Genomic DNA, 16,204 nt, shown 5'->3' on the forward strand with positions numbered 1-16,204 from the left:
GTCCCGCCGGCGTCCGGAACGGAACCGGCGTCGTCGGCGTCATTCAGAGTGGGACCGGGCGCGTCGGGGGGCGATGCGTGCAAGGCTATGTCCGCGCACATTCCGCGCGTGTCCCTGGCATTTCCGTGTGCTGCCGCCCTGCCCGGCGGCGTACCTGATGGAGGTGGACCCTGCAGACGCTCGGCGCCCTCTGGGCACGGCTGATCGCGGTGCAGCCGCACCCGGCCCCGTGGATCACCGCCCTGGCCGCGCTCGTCGCACTCGGCGTCGTGCTCCATCCCACGTCATGGCATCTCTCGCGCGGGCTGATCACGGTCGCGCACGAGGGCGGCCACGCGCTCGTGGCGTTGCTCACCCGGCGCAAGCTGCAGGGCATCCGGTTGCACTCCGACACCTCCGGTGTGACCCTGACCCGGGGACGCCCTCGGGGCCCCGGCATGGTCTTCACCGCCGCCGCAGGGTACGTCGCCCCCTCACTGCTCGGGCTGGGCGCCGCGTGGCTGACCGCGCTCGGGCACATCACGATCCTGCTGTGGACGATCCTGCTGCTGCTCACCGGCATGTTACTGATGATCAGGAACGTCTTCGGCGCGGTCTCGCTGCTCACCATCGGCGGAGCGGTGTTCGCGCTGTCCTGGTTCGCGCCGGCCGAGGTCCAGGCCATCGTCGCGCAGATCGCGGCGTGGTTCCTGCTGATCGGCGGCGTCCGGCCGATCCTCGAGTTGCGCGCCAAGCGGCGGCGCGGCCGCGCGCCCGACTCCGACGCCGACCAGCTCGCCCGGCTGACCCCGTTCCCCGGCGGGTTCTTCGTGTTCCTGTTCCTGCTGGTCTCCGCGGCGGCCCTCGTCGCCGGCGGCTACCTCCTCACCCCGGTCGAGGTCCTCGCCTTCCTCCGCCCCACCGGCTGAGCGGAGCCACGAGCACCGCCCGCGTTCGGTCGTCCGCCTAGGGCGTCGCGGCGAGCAACCGCTCGGCACGGCCGAGCGTCTCCCGGAGGTTCTCCTCGGTCGTGGCCTCCCGCGCCTCGGGGAACGACAGCCACCGCAGCGCCGCCGCCGGCTTCTCCGGGCGCGCCGCCTCGGGAGTGGCCGTGGCGAGCACGAACCGCAGGTCGGCGTGGTCATGAGCCGGTTCGACGGCCGACGCCGGCACCGGCACGACGGCGACGTGGACAAGCCCGGCGGCCGGCCACGGAACCAGATCGCCGAGCCCGGTCTCCTCCCAGGCCTCGCGGAGTGCGACGTCGAGCGGATCGGTCTCACCTGGATCCGCGTGGCCGCCGACGTGCAGCCAGGACCGCTGCCGCTCGTGCCAGCGCAGCAGCACCCGCCTGGTCGGCGGATGGACGATGAGCGCGGACGCCGTGAAGTGCACGGGAGCCGACCGGTGCCAGGGATCGCCGGTGTCCAGCAACCGCACGGCGCGTGCGAGGTCCGTCCGCTCCGCATCACCGCAGGCCACATGATCGGCCAGCAGATCGGCCAGAGTCCGGGTCGTCACCGGTGTCTTGCCTCAATTCGTGTCGAGTGGGTCCGGTCGTGGTCCGCGAATCACCTTAGGCGACCGCCCCCGCCCGGCGCAGCGGCATTATCGGCCGCGGCAAGCGGCACGGCCCCCGCTGCCCGGCCGGCGTGGCAATGCCCACGCACCAGCGGGCGCCGAGCCTGCCCGGGGTGACTCCGGTCAGGTGGGGACGGTCGTGGCGAGGGTGGAGCCGAACCGGTGCTTGGTCACCTTGAGCTGAGCCGGGACGCGGGCGCGCAACTCGCCGACGTGACTGACGATGCCGACGGCCCGCCCTCCGTCACGCAGCTCGTCCAGGATGTCGAGGACACCGTCGAGCGTGTCGTCGTCCAGGGTGCCGAAGCCCTCATCGATGAACAGCGTGCCGAGTTCCACGCCGCCCGCCTCGGCGGTGACCACGTCGGCGAGCGCGAGCGCGAGGGCCAGAGAGGTCATGAACGCCTCGCCGCCGGACAGGGTCACCGGGTCGCGGCCTGCGCCGGTCCACCCGTCCAGGACGCGCAGCCCGAGCCCGCCACCGGAGCGCTTGCGGTCGGCCGCCGACTTGCGCACGTCGTACAGCAGGCTGTAGCGGCCGTCGGACATGTGGTCGAGCCGGTGGTTGGCGGCGTCCACGACCTGGCGCAGCCGCTCGCCCAGCACGTACGAGGACAGCCGCATGTCGAACCTGTTGTCGGCCGAGGTGCCGACGGCCAGCTCGGCAAGCCGTCTGGCCAGGCGGTGGCGCTCCTCGGCGGGCCGCCACTGTGCGAGGGCCGACTCCAGCGTCTCGGCGAGCGCGCGCAGCCGGTCGTGCCGCGTGGCCGCCTGGTCGCGGGCCGAGGCGCGTGCGGTGTGCTCGCGCTCGGCCAGGTCGAAGTGCTCGGCGAGGGCGGGCAGATCGGGAGCGGGGAGGGCCGCGGCCGCCGTGAGGGCGGGGTCGGCCAGCAGCCGCGTCACCGCGGCCCGCTCGGCGTCCAGCGCCCGCAACCGCTCCGTCATGGTCTCGCGGTCGGCCCGCGGCCGGGTGGCCGCCCGGACCTCGGCGAGGCCGGCGAACCCGGCGTCCGTGGCCACGCGATCGGCGCCGGCGAGCGCGGCGTCCCGTTCGGCGGCCTCGGCCCGTGCGTCGCGCGCCGCCTTGGCGGCGTCCCGCAGCAGCTCTGCCTCGTCGGCGAGCCGGTCTAGACGGGCGGCGAGTGTGGCGTCCTCGCCCCTGGCCTCGTCCAGACGGGCCGCGAGCCGTTCGGCGTCGGCCGCCAGACCACTCTCGGCGGCACGCTCGGCGGCGATCTCCAGGCCGACGCGAGTGGCGGTCTCGCCCAGCTCGGTGAGCTCGGCCTCCACGCGCGTCGCCGCCTCCACCAGGGCAGCCTCGCCGTCCGCGAGCTCGCGCAGCCGGGCCAGCTCGGCCTCCGCCTCCCGCAGCGCCTCCTCGGCCTGCGCCACGCTCATCTCTTGGGCGTCAGCCGCCGCTCCCGGCTCTAGGTCCGGGAAGAACCCGCCCCCCGCCTCCCGCCCGGCAGTGCCCGCTCCACCCGGCGCCTGCTTCGGCACGCTGGGCAGCTGGACTTCGGGGAGCCCGAGTCGTGCTCGCGCGATCGCCCGCTGGTCGTCTCCGGACGCCGCCGAAGCGAGGCCGGAGCGGGAGGGACGGCGGGGGGCGGCCGCGCGGGCCTCGGCGTGGGCGGCGATGGCATCGCCGGCGCGGACGGCCGCTTGGACGGCGCCGGCCAGCAGCCCGGCCTCGGCGGTGATGCGGTGCAGGCGGCCGGCGACGGTGGCGTCGCCTGCGCGCACGGCCTCGAGGAGCTCCGTCAGCTCGGCGAGTCGCTGCTCCAGCGCGACCTGGTCGGCGCGATGCCGGACGAGGTCGAGCTCCAGCTCGCGCGCCCGGCTCGTCGCGGTCTCGAACTCGCCCTCAAGTCGCCCGGCGCGGTCTTCCAGCTCGGGCACGCGCTCGGCGGCCTCGCGCAGACGGGCCTGCTCGGCCGCGGTCTGGTCGTGCTGGACCCGCGCCTCCTGGACGGTCAGCCCTTGCGCTCGGGCGGTGGCGTCGTCGAGCTGGACGGACAGCCCCGCGACCATGCCCTCAGCGGCCCGCCTGGCCTCCTGCGCGGCGTCGGATCGGGCCTGGGCGGCCTGTTCGTCCTCAAGGGCCGGAGTGGAGGAGGCGGCGGACGCGGGAGCCGGATGCTCGGCGGATCCGCAGACCACGCACGGCTCACCGGGCATCAGCCCGCCGGCCAGCTCGGCCGCCATGCCGTCGATGCGCGCCTGCCTGATCGCCTGCAGGTGGTCGCGCAGCTCCTGGGCCTCGTCGGTGGCACGCCGCCGCTCACTCTCTGCGGCGGCCAGGCCGGCGGCGAGCGCGTCGCGGCGCTGCGCCTGCTCCAGGACGGCGGCGGCGGCCTGGCAGGCGGCCTCGGCGGCAGGGATCAGCGCCGCCTGGTCCCGTGCCTGGCGCAGGGCGTCGCGGGCCTCCTGCACGAGGGCGGGCAGCTCGGCCACGGCGCCGGCCAGGGCGGCCTCCCGCTCGGCCAGGCTTGTCAGCCGGGCCGCGAGGGCCGCCAGCTCGTCCCGGGTCTCGCCGAGCCGGTCTTCGTCGCCCAGCCGCTGCTCCAGCACGGCCAGCTCGTCCCGGTGCGCGCGTTCGAGCGTCTCCAGGCGGTCGCGCACCTCCCGCACGCGGGCCTTGAGCTCCGCCGTTCCCTCCGGCGCGTCGAGTGCCGGCCATGCGGCCGGCGGCGTCTCGCCCTCGAAAGTGCGGGCCGCCGGCATGCCCGGCTCGGTCGTGGCATCCTCCTGTGCAGCCGCTGCGGGCAGGCCGATGTCGGCGAGCAGGGGGTCGGGGAGCGCGGCTGTGGCGTGCCACAGGTCGCGCAGGGCGGCGGCCGCCTCGCCCGCCAGGGTCTCCCGGCGGCGTACCGCCGTGAGGTCGCGGGTCGCCTCGGCCACGGCGGCGCGGGCTCCCGGCAGGGCCGATGCCGCCAGGCGTGCCCCGGCCAGCCGCTCGCCGGTCCGCTTGCGCAGCTCGGGCAGCGCGGCGAGCCGTTCGGCCGTCTCGGCCTCCTGCCGCGCGAGCACGGCGAGGCGAATCCCGGACGCGGCGAGCCGTTCGCGCAGGCCGGCGAGCCGCGTCTCCTCGGAGCGGAGCTGGCCCAGTCGTGCGATCTCGTCGCGGCGGAGGCGTTCGAGCTCGGCCAGCCGGTCGGGGCCCGGCTGATCGGCCTGGCCGGCCACCGGCAGAGCGCGGGCCAGCGCGTCGGCGGCGAGCCCTTCGGCCTTGGCGGCGGCCTCGGCCCGCTGCTCGGCCTGGTGGACGAGCGGCAGCACCGCCTCGGCGCGGGCCGCGTCGGCGAGGATGGCCTCGATGTCGGCACGCTCGTCGGCGGTGCGGTCGAGGTCGTCGCGGCGGGCCGCGGCCTCGGTGTGCGTGCGCTGCCGCTGGGCCAGCTCGCGGGCCGTCTCCAGCTCGGCGCGGGCCGATCGCAGCACCGTCTCGCTCCGTGTCAGGGCCCGCTCCTCGGCCGCGAGCGCCTCGGCCGAGGCCGCCAGCACCACTCCCGCCCACTCCTGCGGCTCCTCCCGCGGATCAGGCACGACCGGCATGCCGGGAACCGCGGCCGGGCCGCTCGTCCCCTCGACGATCTGGGAGCGGAAGCCGGTGCCAACGGCCGCGGGGACGTCGGCCGTCGCCGCCGGGCCATCGCCCGCCCCGGCAGAAGTCATCACGGCGGCCGGGGTCGACGTAGCGGCCGGGAGCGGGGTGAGGGATGCCAGGAGGGCGGGGCCTGCGGCGCCGCGCATCTGGTCGACGACGGAGTCGACGTGCTGGCGCAGCTCCTGGCGCTCCTGCCCGGTGGTGGTGCGGTGGTCGGCCAGCCAGCGCTCCACGTCGCTGTAGATCTTGACGGAGAAGAGCTTCTCCAGGAGCTTGCGCCGCTCGTCGCCGTCGGCGCGCAGGAAGCGCGCGAAGTCCCCCTGAGGGAGCATGGCCACCTGGCAGAACTGGTCGGCGTTCATGCCGAGCAGCCCGCCGACCAGCTCGCCGGTCTCGTCGGCGCGGCTCGACAGGAACACCCGCTCGCCGGACGGCAGGACCTCCTCCAGCAGGACCTTGGTCTTCTCTTCGACCAGGCCCGCGCCGCGCAGTTTGGGCCGCTGCCAGGCGGGCGAGCGGGTGATGCGCAGCCGCCTGCCGCGCAGGGTGACGTCCAGGACGACCTTCGGCCCGCGGTCGGCGGGGGCGTGGTCGCACCGCAGGCGGCGCGCACTGTTGCGCTGCCCGGGGACCTGGCCGTACAACGCGAAGCAGACGGCGTCCAGCACCGTGGTCTTGCCGGCGCCCGTCGGACCGTGGACCAGGAACAGGCCGGCCTCGCCCAGCGCGTCGAAGTCGACCTCCTCCTCCCCCGGGAAGGAGCCGAAGGCGGTCAGCCGCAGCCGGTGCAACCTCATCGCATGCCCCCTCGGGCGGTGACGCCGGCCATCATCACAGCTGGGCCTCCTTCGCCCGGCACGCCTCGACGGCGGCGCGCAGTAGCCGTGTCTCCTCGTCGTCGGCGGGCTCGTCGCGGACCTCGCGGACGAAGTCGAGCACGACCTCGATCTCGGGGCGACCGGACAGCCGAGGAACGCCGGCGGCCGGCCGATCGGCGTCCTCGGGCGCGAACGCCAGGGCCAGGGTGTGCGGGAATCGGCGGCGCAGGCTCTCCATGGCGTTCTTCGGCCGCACCGGGTCGGTCAGGGTGACCTGGAGCCAGTGGTCTTCGTACCGTGCCCACCGCGGCGAGGTCAGCAGGTCGGGGAGCCGGCCGCTGACGCGGGCGATCGGGCGCGGCACCGGGGCGGGCACGAACTCGGCGCCCTGGAACCCCTGCGGCCCGATGTCGACCAGCCAGGACCCCTTCGTCTGCCCGGCCTCGGAGAAGGAGTAGGCGATCGGCGACCCGGAGTATCGGACGGTCTCGGCCATGCGCTGGCGGCCGTGCAGATGGCCGAGTGCCACGTAGTCGGCCCCGTCGAAGGCGCTCAGCGGGACGTGCGCCACCCCGCCGACGCTGATGTCGCGCTCGCTGTCGCTGCCCTGCCCGCCGGTGACAAAGGCGTGGGCGAGCACGACCGAGCGGGTGCCGCGCCCGGCCAGGTCGTCCCTGATCAGGGACATGGCGTGCCCGAGGGCCGCCGAGTGACTGCGCTCGGCCAGCTCCCAGGGGGCGCGGACGACCTCGGGCTCCAGGTAGGGGACGGCGTAGAAGGCGACGTCGTCGACGACGACCGGCTCGGCCACGCGGGCGGGGTCGGTGCGCAGGTGGACGCCGGCCGCGTCGATCAGGTCGGCGCCGAAGCCGAGCCTGCGCGCGGAGTCGTGGTTGCCGCTGATCAGGATGGTGCGGACCTTCTCGCCGACCAGCCGGCGCAGCGTGTCGTTGCACAGTGCGACGGCGTCGACCGAGGGCAGTGCGCGGTCGTACACGTCGCCGGCGACGGCCACCACGTCCACCCGCTCCGACCTGATGGTCTCGACGAGGTGGTCGACGAACGCCGCCTGGGCCCCGATGAGGCTCTCCCGATGGAAGGCCCGGCCGAGATGCCAGTCGGAGGTGTGCAGGACACGCATGTCGCAGGAAGCTAACAGGTCCCACCGACAAACGTGGCCCCTACCGCACCATCGTTCGACCTGTGTGACTTAATCTGATGATCGGAGGTCATATTAAGGGCGGAACGCCCTCGTATAGAGGACACTCGCGACAGATCGGCCCCAGCGAGGAAGGCCGACGGGCGCGCACGGTCCGACGACGAGCCGCCCCATGAGGAGGTGGCGGTGAGCGACCGTGGCCGGCTGAGCGTCGCGACCGGGGTCCTGCTGGGGATCTTGGCCACTATGGGCTACGTGCTGTCCCCGCCGTCCTTCGATCCGCCCCGCCTGGGCCAGAGCACGAGTCTGCAGGCCCTGCCCGCGCAGCCGGCCGCCGAGCGGCGCCCCGTCCCGCACGACGCCGCGATCCAGGCCGAGGACCTCTCCGTACCGGTCCAGGGCACCACGCTCACCGCGACGATCAGGTCGCCGCGCACGCCGGGCCGGCACCCGGCGCTGGTCTTCGTCCAGGGGTCGGGCTCCGGCGACCGGGGCGAGTTCACCACGCAGGCCACCTGGCTGGCCAGGGCCGGCGTGATCACGATGACCTACGACAAGCGCACGGTCGGCTACGACTTCCGGCACCGCGACTTCTCCCTGCTGGCCGACGACGCGCTGCGCATGATCGAGGTGCTGCGGCAGCGCCAGGACGTCGACGCCGGCCGCACCGGCCTGTGGGGCGTGAGCGAGGGAAGCTGGGTGACCCCGATCGCGGCGGCCAAGAGCAGCGCGGTGGCGTTCACCGTGATGGTGTCCGCGCCCGTCGTCTCGCCCATGCGGCAGGTCGCCTGGGCGCTGAACGAGCAGCTCGACCGCCTGCACGCGCCCGCCGGGGTGCGCGAGCTGCTCACCAGGGCGATGGGCGGCGTCGGCTTCGACTTCCTGCGCTACGACAGCTTCCCGGTGCTGCAGCAGGTGACGCAGCCGATGCTCGCGCTGTACGGGACGATGGACCCGTCGATCCCGTTCGTGGAGAGCACCCAGCGGCTCACCGCCGCGCTGCGCGACGCGCGCAACGACGACTACACCATCCGCTTCCTCGGCGGGGCCGACCACGCGATGCGGGTCAACGGCGGCCCGTTCGCCGGTGGGTACCTGGAGACGCTCGCCAACTGGGTGCTCGGCCTGCCCGCCACGGCGCGGCCGCCGGCCGGGGCGCAGATCGCCGGCGCGACGCCGGTGCAGCGGTACGCCGCCGACGACGTGCCGACCGCCCCCTGGTACGCCCGCGGCGCCATCCTGGGCTTCGCGCTGACCCTCACCGCCGTGGGGTACGTCGCGGCGCCGGTCACCGAGATGGTGGTCCGGCTGCGCCGGCGCGACGCCGTGCTGTCCCGGCCCGAGCTGTGGCCCGGCATCCGGCGCCGGCTGCGCCGCATCGCCTGGACGGGGGTCGGCCTGCTCGCCGCCGTGGTGGCGTTCATCATGCTGATCGTGCTGTTCTCGGTGAACCAGGCGGGCGCGTGGCCCGCCGTGCTGGCCGGGTGGCTGGTGGTCCGCGTGCTGGCGATCCTCATGCTGGTGCAGGAGGTCGCCACGGTCGCGGCCGTCGCCGCCGCGTGGCGGGACGGCTGGAAGCCCGGGCGCTGGCAGAGCTTCGCGGTCGCGGCGGTGCTGGGGGGCACGGCCCTGCTGATGGTCACCGCGGCCTATTATGGCCTGTTCGGCGTCTCCTGGTAGCCATCACCCCCGGCTTTCGTCCGGCTCGGCGCGGGTGTGCGGCCGTCGCGGCATCCCCTTGCCCGTACCCTGCCCGGCGTCTCCCGGCGGCGGCCCCGGCCTCGGGCGCGAACCCTGGCCCGTGGCGGTGACCAGCGCGTTGGCGCGCGGCAAGGCCTTCAGCGATCTTTCAGGTACTTCTTTCCCCACATACCCGTACAACTCGATCGCCGTTACCGGCATGTTCACGTTCACGTCGGCTGGAACGGCTACATTGCCCGCTCGATCGCACGGGAATGGGGCAGGGTTTGCCGGAGAAGAGAACGCCACGGGACACGGCCGCGGTCATCGGCTGGACGGCGCTGTCGGCCCTGCTGCCGGGCGCGGCGCACCTGCGCGCGGGACACCGCCGGGCCGGCTTCGCGCTGCTCGGCGGGTACGCCGTGGCGGTGGCGGCCCTCGTGGCGGTGGCGCTGACCGCGGACGCCGGTCTGGCCGGCCGCCTGCTCGACCCCGCCTGGCTGCGCGCCGTCATCGCCGTGGCGCTGGTCGCTGGCCTGGGCTGGTTCGCCCTGCTGGTCCGCTCGTACGTGATCCTGCGCCCGGGCGAGCTGTCGCAGTCCGGTCAGGTGGTGTCGGGGGTGCTGGCCGGGACGCTGGCGGTGGTGGTGGCGATGCCGTTCGTCGTCGTCGCGCAGTACGCCATGGTCTCCAACGAGACGCTGGACAGCGTCTTCGACACGCCCGCCGCCACGGCGGCGGCGGCGCCCACCGCGGGAGCCCCGGCCACGCCCGCCGACCCGTGGGCGGGCAGGTCGCGGGTGAACGTGCTGCTGCTCGGCGGCGACTGGCAGCCCGACCGGGTCGGCGTGCGCACCGACAGCCTCAACGTGGCCAGCGTGGACGTGCGGACCGGTGAAACCGTGCTGCTCAGCCTGCCGCGCAACCTGGAGAAGGTCCGCTTCCCGCCCGGCAGCCCGATGCGCAGGAGGTTCCCGTCCGGCTTCCGCCTGCCCGCCAACCCCGACGGCTCACGCGAGGACCTGCTGTTCTCGGTGTGGGAGTACGCCGAGACCCACCCGGAGCTGTTCGGCGGGCGGCACGGCATGGGCCCCGAGACGCTCAAGGAGACGATCGGGTACACCCTTGGGCTGGACATCGACTGGTACGCCCTGGTCAACATGTGGGGCCTGGCCAGGATCATCGACGCGCTCGGCGGCCTCACGCTCACCGTCCCCACCGACGTGGTGTTCGGCAAGTACAACGAAGGGCTGGTCAAGGCCGGCACCCGCAGACTGCGCGGCGCGGACGCGATGTGGTTCGCCCGGTCGCGCACCAACAGCGACGACTACACGCGCATGGGACGGCAGCGGTGCGTGCTCGACGCCCTGCTGCAGCAGGCCGACCCCGCCACGGTGCTGGTCAGGTTCAACCAGCTCGCGCGGGCGTCGAAGGGCATGTTCCGCACCGACATCCCACGGCCGATGCTGGAGCACCTGGTGCCGCTCGCGCTCAAGGTGCGCGGCGCCGGGGTGACCGGCGTGCAGTTCGTCCCGCCGCTGATCAACACGGCCAACCCGGACTGGGCGCTGATCCGCGCGCGGACGGCGAAGGCCATCCGCGCCTCGGCCGTGCCGGAGGCCACCGCGGGCCCGGAGGCCACTGGCGCGACCGGCGGTCCGGAGGCACCACCCACCGCCACTCCGGGCCGGCCGCAGGCCTCGGCGAACACACCAAGCGCGACGGCCGCGGGGACCCCCTCCCCCTCGGCCTCCGCCACCCGCGATGGCAGGCCGGCCGACCGCGGCATCTGCGCGTCCTGACCGCTCGCCCTGCCGAGCCGGCGGTACGGCGCGGCGCTCACCCGCGCCGGCGCCGTCAGAGGCGGAAGGAGTCGGTGGCGAGCCGGCGGACGCGGTCCTCGTCCACGAGATGGCCGAGGCCGGGCTGGGTCAGCGGCACGGCGACGACACCGTCGGAGGCGCCGACCGGCGGGGTGACGATCTGGGCGCTGCGCGGCGGCTCGGTCACGTCGCTCGGCAGCGTGCATCCGGGCAGGCTGGCGACGGCCACCGTCGCAGCGCGGGCCAGCCCGGTGCCGCTCCCCCCGGCCGCGGTGATGTCCCATCCGGCCGCGACCGCCAGGTCGTGCGCCTGCCGCACGGCACGCAGCCTGCCGAAGCGCGACGGTCGCAGCAGCAGCGCGCTGCCCGCACGGGCCGCGATGGCCTCCTTCAGCGCGGGCACCGAGTGCACCTCGATCGCGACGAGCGAGGTGACGCGTTCCTGCAGCTCCGCGTGCAGGTCGAGATCAGGGGCGCCGCCGGGGCCGCCGAAGGGCCGCTCGATGGCCGTGACGTCGTAGGCGGCCAGCGCCTCCAGCGCCGAGACGTCGGTGTAGGCGCCGCGGGCGTCCACGGCGAGCGCCAGCGCGGGGTAGGCCGCACGCACCGCACGCACCGGCTCGACGTCCCAGCCGGGATGCACGTCCAGGGTCACGTGCGCGTATCCGGCGCAGACGTGCCGGTTCACCCGGGCGACCATGGCCTCCAGCGACCGCTCGGCCGCCAGGTGCACGGTCGCCATCAGCGACGTGCGGGTGCCGCCGATCGCGTGCGCCAGCGGGACGCCCCGCATGCGCGCCCACAGATCCCAGCAGGCGAGGTCCACGGCGGTGCCGCCCGGGAGCTCGCCGAGCTCGTCCGGGTGCTCCCAGTCGACGCCGAGCAGCTCGGGGCCGAGCGACTCTTCCAGGATGGCCCAGGTCTTGCCGAGGACGTGGTCGCGTTCCCCCGCCGCTCCCGCACCGGCCCGCCCGGCGGGGCCGGAGCGGAGCGGCCGCGCGGCACTCGGCACGGCCACCGTGTCCCGGTCACGCGCCTTCTCCGCCGTGCCCTCACCTGGGATCGTGCCCGCCGTGGCCAGCGCGGCCGTGGCGGCCTGCGTCCGCCCGGTGCGGGGCTCGCCCGGCTGGACGACCTCCCCCCAGCCGGTCATGCCACCGTAATCGGTGAGCTTCACCAGGATGCTCTCCGGTCGCCTGCCGTACGGCAGCACGAGCCGGAAGACCTCGAGCTCACGGACGCGTGGCATGGAACCCCCTCATCGAACACCTGTCCCCTCCATGGTGCCCGTTGCGCGGATGCGCTCCAAACGGGACCGTCGCCGCGGAACGCCCGGCACGTCCGGCGGCGGCCCCGAAAGGTCACCGCGTGGCTCTGCCCGCGATCACCGGGCCGAGCGCCGCGGGTGCGACGATCACGCCGAAGCACAGCAGGTAGACCCACCAGACCGGGTCGAAACCGGCGAGCACCGCGCCGGCGACGGCGATGACCACGACCGAGAAGACCGACTCGCCGATCTGCAGTGAGGAACTGTTCTTGCCCTCCTCGCCCTTGGCGGACAGCTCGAGGGTGAGGACCGACAGCGTCGGGTAGACCAGGCCGATGCCGAACCCCGCGGCCAGCCAGGCGGCGGCGCCGGCGAGCAGGGGGACCACGTCGAACACCAGCAGTGCCGTACCGGCGATGCCCCCCGCGACCAGCCCGGTGCCGAGGCGCAGCAATCGCGTCCGGTCGTACCGCCCTCGCCCCTGGATCCAGGAGGCGAGCGACCAGCTCAGCGCGGAGCCGGTGAGGAACAGGCCGGCGAGCGTGGGGCTGAGCCCGCGCTCCCCGGTCAGCATGAGCGGCACGAACACGTCGGCGGCGAACGACGCCCCGGCCGCGAAGCCGCGCACCAGCACCACGGAGGGGAAACCGCGGACGGCGCGCATCGTCCCGCGCGGCAGCAGCCGGGGCAGCGCCACGGCCAGGATCACCAGGCCGGCCACCAGCAGTGCGTATCCGTCGCTCCCGAGGCCGCTGCCGTACTGCAGCAGCGCGGCTCCGACGGCCACCACACCGCCCCAGGTCAGCCGGGCTCCGAACCCTCGGGCGAGCGACGCGGGGGCCGCGGCGTCCTGCGGCGGGGCGGCGATGACCCGGGTGGCCAGCCCGCGCCAGAGCACCACGGCGGCCGGGGCGACGAGCAGGGGAATGCCGAGGAAGACCCAGCGCCAGCCGACGTGCTCGACGACCGCGCCGGTGATCGCGGGGCCGACGACGGAGGGAAGCACCCAGGCCGTGGCCAGCAGGGAGAACACGCGGGGATGCATCGGCGCGGGATAGACCTGCGCGACGACGACGTACAGCGCGACCGAGAACAGGCCGCCGCCGATGCCCTGCACGAACCGGCCGACGATCAGCACGTGCATCGTGGGCGCCAGTCCGGTGACCAGCAGGCCGGCGGTGAACGCGCCGACGCCCGTCCACAGCGGGGCGATCGGGCCGCGCACGTCGCTCCACCGGCCCCCCGCGACGGTGGCGATGACGCTCGCGGCCATCGGGCCGCTGAAGGCGAGCCCGTAGAGCGTCCGGCCATCGAGGGCTCGGGCCACCACCGGCATGGCCGTCGCCACCGCGAGGTACTCGAACGCGACCAGTAACACCAGGGCGACGATGCCAGCGCTCAGCCCGCGGTAGGGGCGGGTGAACACGCCGGGAGGGGAGACGGAATCCGGACCTGTCACGACAGATGACGACACCGCTCCACCGTAGGACGTGTCACCATTCATCACATCAGCCCACCCCTCGGCCTTTGGCCCTAAGGCGTGTCTTGTCCCGTGGTCTGGAAGCCGTACGACCGGTGACGTGATCAGCACTGACGCCGGTGTCCTAACTGCCGGGTGAGCATCCACTGGAAGCCCGGCGCATCCTTGGGGGTGGAGACCTTGACCCATCCCGCCCGCGCGGCCGGCTCTCCAGGTACGACGATCACATCGGTCCTCTTCGTGAAGTTGATCGGTTTCACCCGGGCGCGCCCCGCCTGGCCGGCCGGTGGGCCACCGGCGGTGACAACGCGGTCAAGCGCGTGGACATCGCTCCTCGCCCCCGCGAGATCAAGGGACGTGTCCACGTGGGCGGTCCGGCCCGTCCTCCCGCGCCCCCGCACACACCTGACCATGCGATCAGGAGCTTGGCGATCTGACAGGGCGGAGGCGGGTCGCAGGATCGTGAAGGTCGCGGGCGGCGCGCCGCCCCTCCCTGACGCGCGACATCCTCCTACAAAGGGAGGGTTCGCGCCAGGAACGACCAAATGCCACAGAGATAGACATTCCGCCGTTGAAGTGGATTTATACATTTAGGCCCACCGTGCGGTATATGGTTAACATGGTGCGACAGCCCCGAGTGCGGCAAGTGGCCAAGTTCATATCCGACGATCCTGTAAGGCCAGGGACCTTCCAGCGAGCTTCCGGGTGGTCATCCGATAATGAATTCGTGGTCCCAAGACGACCTGGCCAACGGCTGGTGGCACGCGTGTGAGCTGCGCCGGTCGCTGGTCGCGGGGAATCCGATGCCCCGGCTGCCACCGACCACGGTACGGCTCTTCCCCGGCGAGGTGCTCCATGCCGATCTCCCACTGAACCACGAGGTGATGTACGGGATGGACGTCTCGTACACCCACTCGACGGTGGCTTTCGGCGGCCCGGCGCTGTTCGCTGCCGGCCTGCTGGTGAGCGCCGTCGGCAACGCTCACCGGAAGCACCAGGCCGAGCGCATGGCGGCCGTTCAGTGGCGGTTCCACGGTGTCAACCAGACCATACTCACCAATCATCGGATCCTCGCGTTCGCCGGGGATCGCTGGGTCACCTGGGACCACCGGGCGATCATGGAACTGTGGCCGGCGCCGCAGGAATTCACCTTCACCCTGCTCTTCAACGGGATAGAACCGCTGCGTTTGAGTGGCCCGGGAGCGCCGTGGTTCGGTGTGGCACTCGCCCACATACTGTATGGCTCGGCATTCCTCGCCGAACGCCCCGAATTCCAATGCATGAGCGCTCCTTCGCGTTCGACCCGGTCGATGCCCTCATCGGAGGGCATCACTGAGCACGGACGCGAAAGAGGAACGACCTAAGCCGCCCGCACGGCCGGCCGGCGACGCGTCCATCACGCCTGATGACGACGGTGAAAGGCCAGGACGCGGACCGATGAGATCTCCCTTCGCGACGGCGCCTGCCAGTGGCGGCACCCAAGTGGGCTCCGCGCCGCGGTCACCACACCGTGCACCCGCCATGGCGGTCGCCCGGGCGGTCACCGGACCCCGACCGGTGGCGAGAGCCGTGGTCCGGCCGGGAGTCGCGCTCTGCCTCGGCGCCGGTCCGGGAGTCATGTCGCGCGGACGGCGAGGGTGCGTTCGGCCCAATGGGCGATGTCGCGTCGTTCGATCACGGCGGCCATCAGGTCGGGGAAGGCGTCCGGCGTGCAGGCGAACGCGGGCACGCCCAGCGCGGCCAGCGCCTCGGCGTTGTCGCGGTCGTAGTGCGGCTGCCCCTCGTCGGAGAGGGCGAGCAGCACGATGACCTGGACGCCCGCCGCCGTCATCGCCGCGACCCGGCGCAGCATCTCCTCCCGCACCCCGCCCTCGTACAGGTCGCTGATCAGGACGAAGATGGAGTTCGCCGGGCGGGTGATCGACCCTTGACAGTAGGCGATGGCGCGGTTGATGTCTGTGCCGCCGCCGAGCTGGGTGCCGAAGAGCAGCTCCACCGGGTCGTGCAACCGGTCGGTGAGGTCGACCACGCTGGTGTCGAACACCACCAGTGAGGTGCGCAGGGACCGCATCGACGCGAGCACCGCGCCGAAGACGCTCGCGTACACCACCGACGCCGCCATCGAGCCGCTCTGGTCGATGCACAGCGTGACCTCACGGACCACCGCCTGCTGCCGGCGGGCGTAGCCGACCAGCCGGGAGGGCACCACGGTGTTCTTCTCCGGCAGGTAGTTCTTCAGATTGGCGCGGATCGTCCGCTCCCAGTCGATGTCCGCGCCGCGGCGGGGCCGGTGCGTGCGGGCCGAGCGGTCGAGCGCGCCGCTGACGGCGGTCCTGGTGCGCTGGGCCAGCCGCCGCTCGAGGTCTTCGACGACCTTTCTGACCACCTCGCGGGCCGATCGCCGGGCGGTCTCGGGCATCACCCTGTTGAGCGACAGGATCGTGCCGACGAGGTGCACGTCGGGCTCGACGGCTTCCAGCATCTCGGGTTCGAGGAGCAGACGGGTCAGGCTGAGCCGTTCGATGGCGTCCTTCTGCATCACCTGGACGACCGTGGACGGGAAGTAGGTGCGGATATCGCCCAGCCAGCGCGCCACGCGGGGCGCCGACGCGCCGAGACCGGCGCCGCGCCGGGGGTCGCCCTCGCGCTCCGGATCCCCCGCGCGGCCGCCGTTGTAGAGCGCCGCCAGGGCCGCGTCCATCTGGACATCGGTGCCGCCCAGCGCGCATCCGGTGCCGTCGGCGTCCCCGCCCAGCACCAGCCGCCAGCGCCGCATCCGCTCGTCCATCACGCGCCCTCTCCCGCTACTC

10 protein-coding genes are annotated in these 16,204 nt (G+C 73.7%); 4 read left to right on the forward strand and 6 right to left on the reverse strand.

The genetic code is table 11. The annotated features are described in order from the left end of the window. The first annotated feature begins 209 nt into the window (after window positions 1-209). The gene (locus IEY93_RS03750; RefSeq protein WP_229690825.1) at window positions 210-908 is read left to right on the forward strand and encodes a M50 family metallopeptidase; all 699 of its coding nucleotides are present in this window, start codon (window positions 210-212) and stop codon (window positions 906-908) included. A gap of 37 nt (window positions 909-945) precedes the next feature. On the opposite strand, the gene IEY93_RS03755 is transcribed toward IEY93_RS03750, so the two are convergent. The 3 genes from IEY93_RS03755 to IEY93_RS03765 form a co-directional block, all read right to left on the reverse strand. Beyond that, window positions 946-1,500, reverse strand: coding sequence for an NUDIX hydrolase (locus IEY93_RS03755; protein WP_189161515.1), 555 nt, complete (start codon window positions 1,498-1,500; stop codon window positions 946-948). Window positions 1,501-1,683: 183 nt separating this feature from the next. Then, entirely contained in the window at window positions 1,684-5,964 is a 4,281-nt protein-coding gene (locus tag IEY93_RS03760; RefSeq protein ID WP_189161516.1) for an AAA family ATPase, read from the reverse strand. Between the two features lie 34 nt (window positions 5,965-5,998). After that, on the reverse strand, window positions 5,999-7,126 hold the full coding sequence (locus tag IEY93_RS03765; protein WP_189161517.1) for an exonuclease SbcCD subunit D: 1,128 nt from the start codon (window positions 7,124-7,126) through the stop codon (window positions 5,999-6,001). 204 nt (window positions 7,127-7,330) lie between these two features. On the opposite strand from IEY93_RS03765, the gene IEY93_RS03770 reads away from it, so the two are divergent. Together IEY93_RS03770 and IEY93_RS03775 are read left to right on the forward strand one after the other, a co-directional pair. Beyond that, window positions 7,331-8,824, forward strand: a complete 1,494-nt coding sequence (locus IEY93_RS03770; protein ID WP_229690826.1) for an alpha/beta hydrolase family protein — start codon at window positions 7,331-7,333, stop codon at window positions 8,822-8,824. Window positions 8,825-9,111: 287 nt separating this feature from the next. Then, window positions 9,112-10,626, forward strand: a complete 1,515-nt coding sequence (locus tag IEY93_RS03775) for an LCP family protein (protein ID WP_229690827.1) — start codon at window positions 9,112-9,114, stop codon at window positions 10,624-10,626. Window positions 10,627-10,681: 55 nt separating this feature from the next. Here IEY93_RS03775 and IEY93_RS03780 read toward each other — a convergent pair whose 3' ends face one another. Both IEY93_RS03780 and IEY93_RS03785 read right to left on the reverse strand, forming a co-directional pair. Beyond that, complete coding sequence (locus IEY93_RS03780; RefSeq protein WP_229690828.1) at window positions 10,682-11,896, reverse strand: enolase C-terminal domain-like protein; 1,215 nt, start codon at window positions 11,894-11,896, stop codon at window positions 10,682-10,684. 112 nt (window positions 11,897-12,008) lie between these two features. Further along, window positions 12,009-13,373 carry an MFS transporter gene (locus tag IEY93_RS03785; protein WP_229690829.1) on the reverse strand — a complete coding sequence of 455 codons (1,365 nt, stop codon included), beginning with the start codon at window positions 13,371-13,373 and terminating at the stop codon, window positions 12,009-12,011. A 740-nt stretch (window positions 13,374-14,113) separates the two neighbouring features. On the opposite strand from IEY93_RS03785, the gene IEY93_RS03790 reads away from it, so the two are divergent. Next, the gene (locus IEY93_RS03790) at window positions 14,114-14,758 is read left to right on the forward strand and encodes a hypothetical protein (protein ID WP_189161520.1); all 645 of its coding nucleotides are present in this window, start codon (window positions 14,114-14,116) and stop codon (window positions 14,756-14,758) included. Between the two features lie 251 nt (window positions 14,759-15,009). Here the strand turns inward: IEY93_RS03790 and IEY93_RS03795 are convergent, their stop codons facing one another. Further along, complete coding sequence (locus IEY93_RS03795) at window positions 15,010-16,182, reverse strand: VWA domain-containing protein (protein WP_189161611.1); 1,173 nt, start codon at window positions 16,180-16,182, stop codon at window positions 15,010-15,012. Window positions 16,183-16,204: the final 22 nt, after the last annotated feature.

Origin of the sequence: Sphaerisporangium melleum (genome assembly GCF_014646695.1) — a bacterium.
GTDB lineage: Bacteria > Actinomycetota > Actinomycetes > Streptosporangiales > Streptosporangiaceae > Sphaerisporangium > Sphaerisporangium melleum.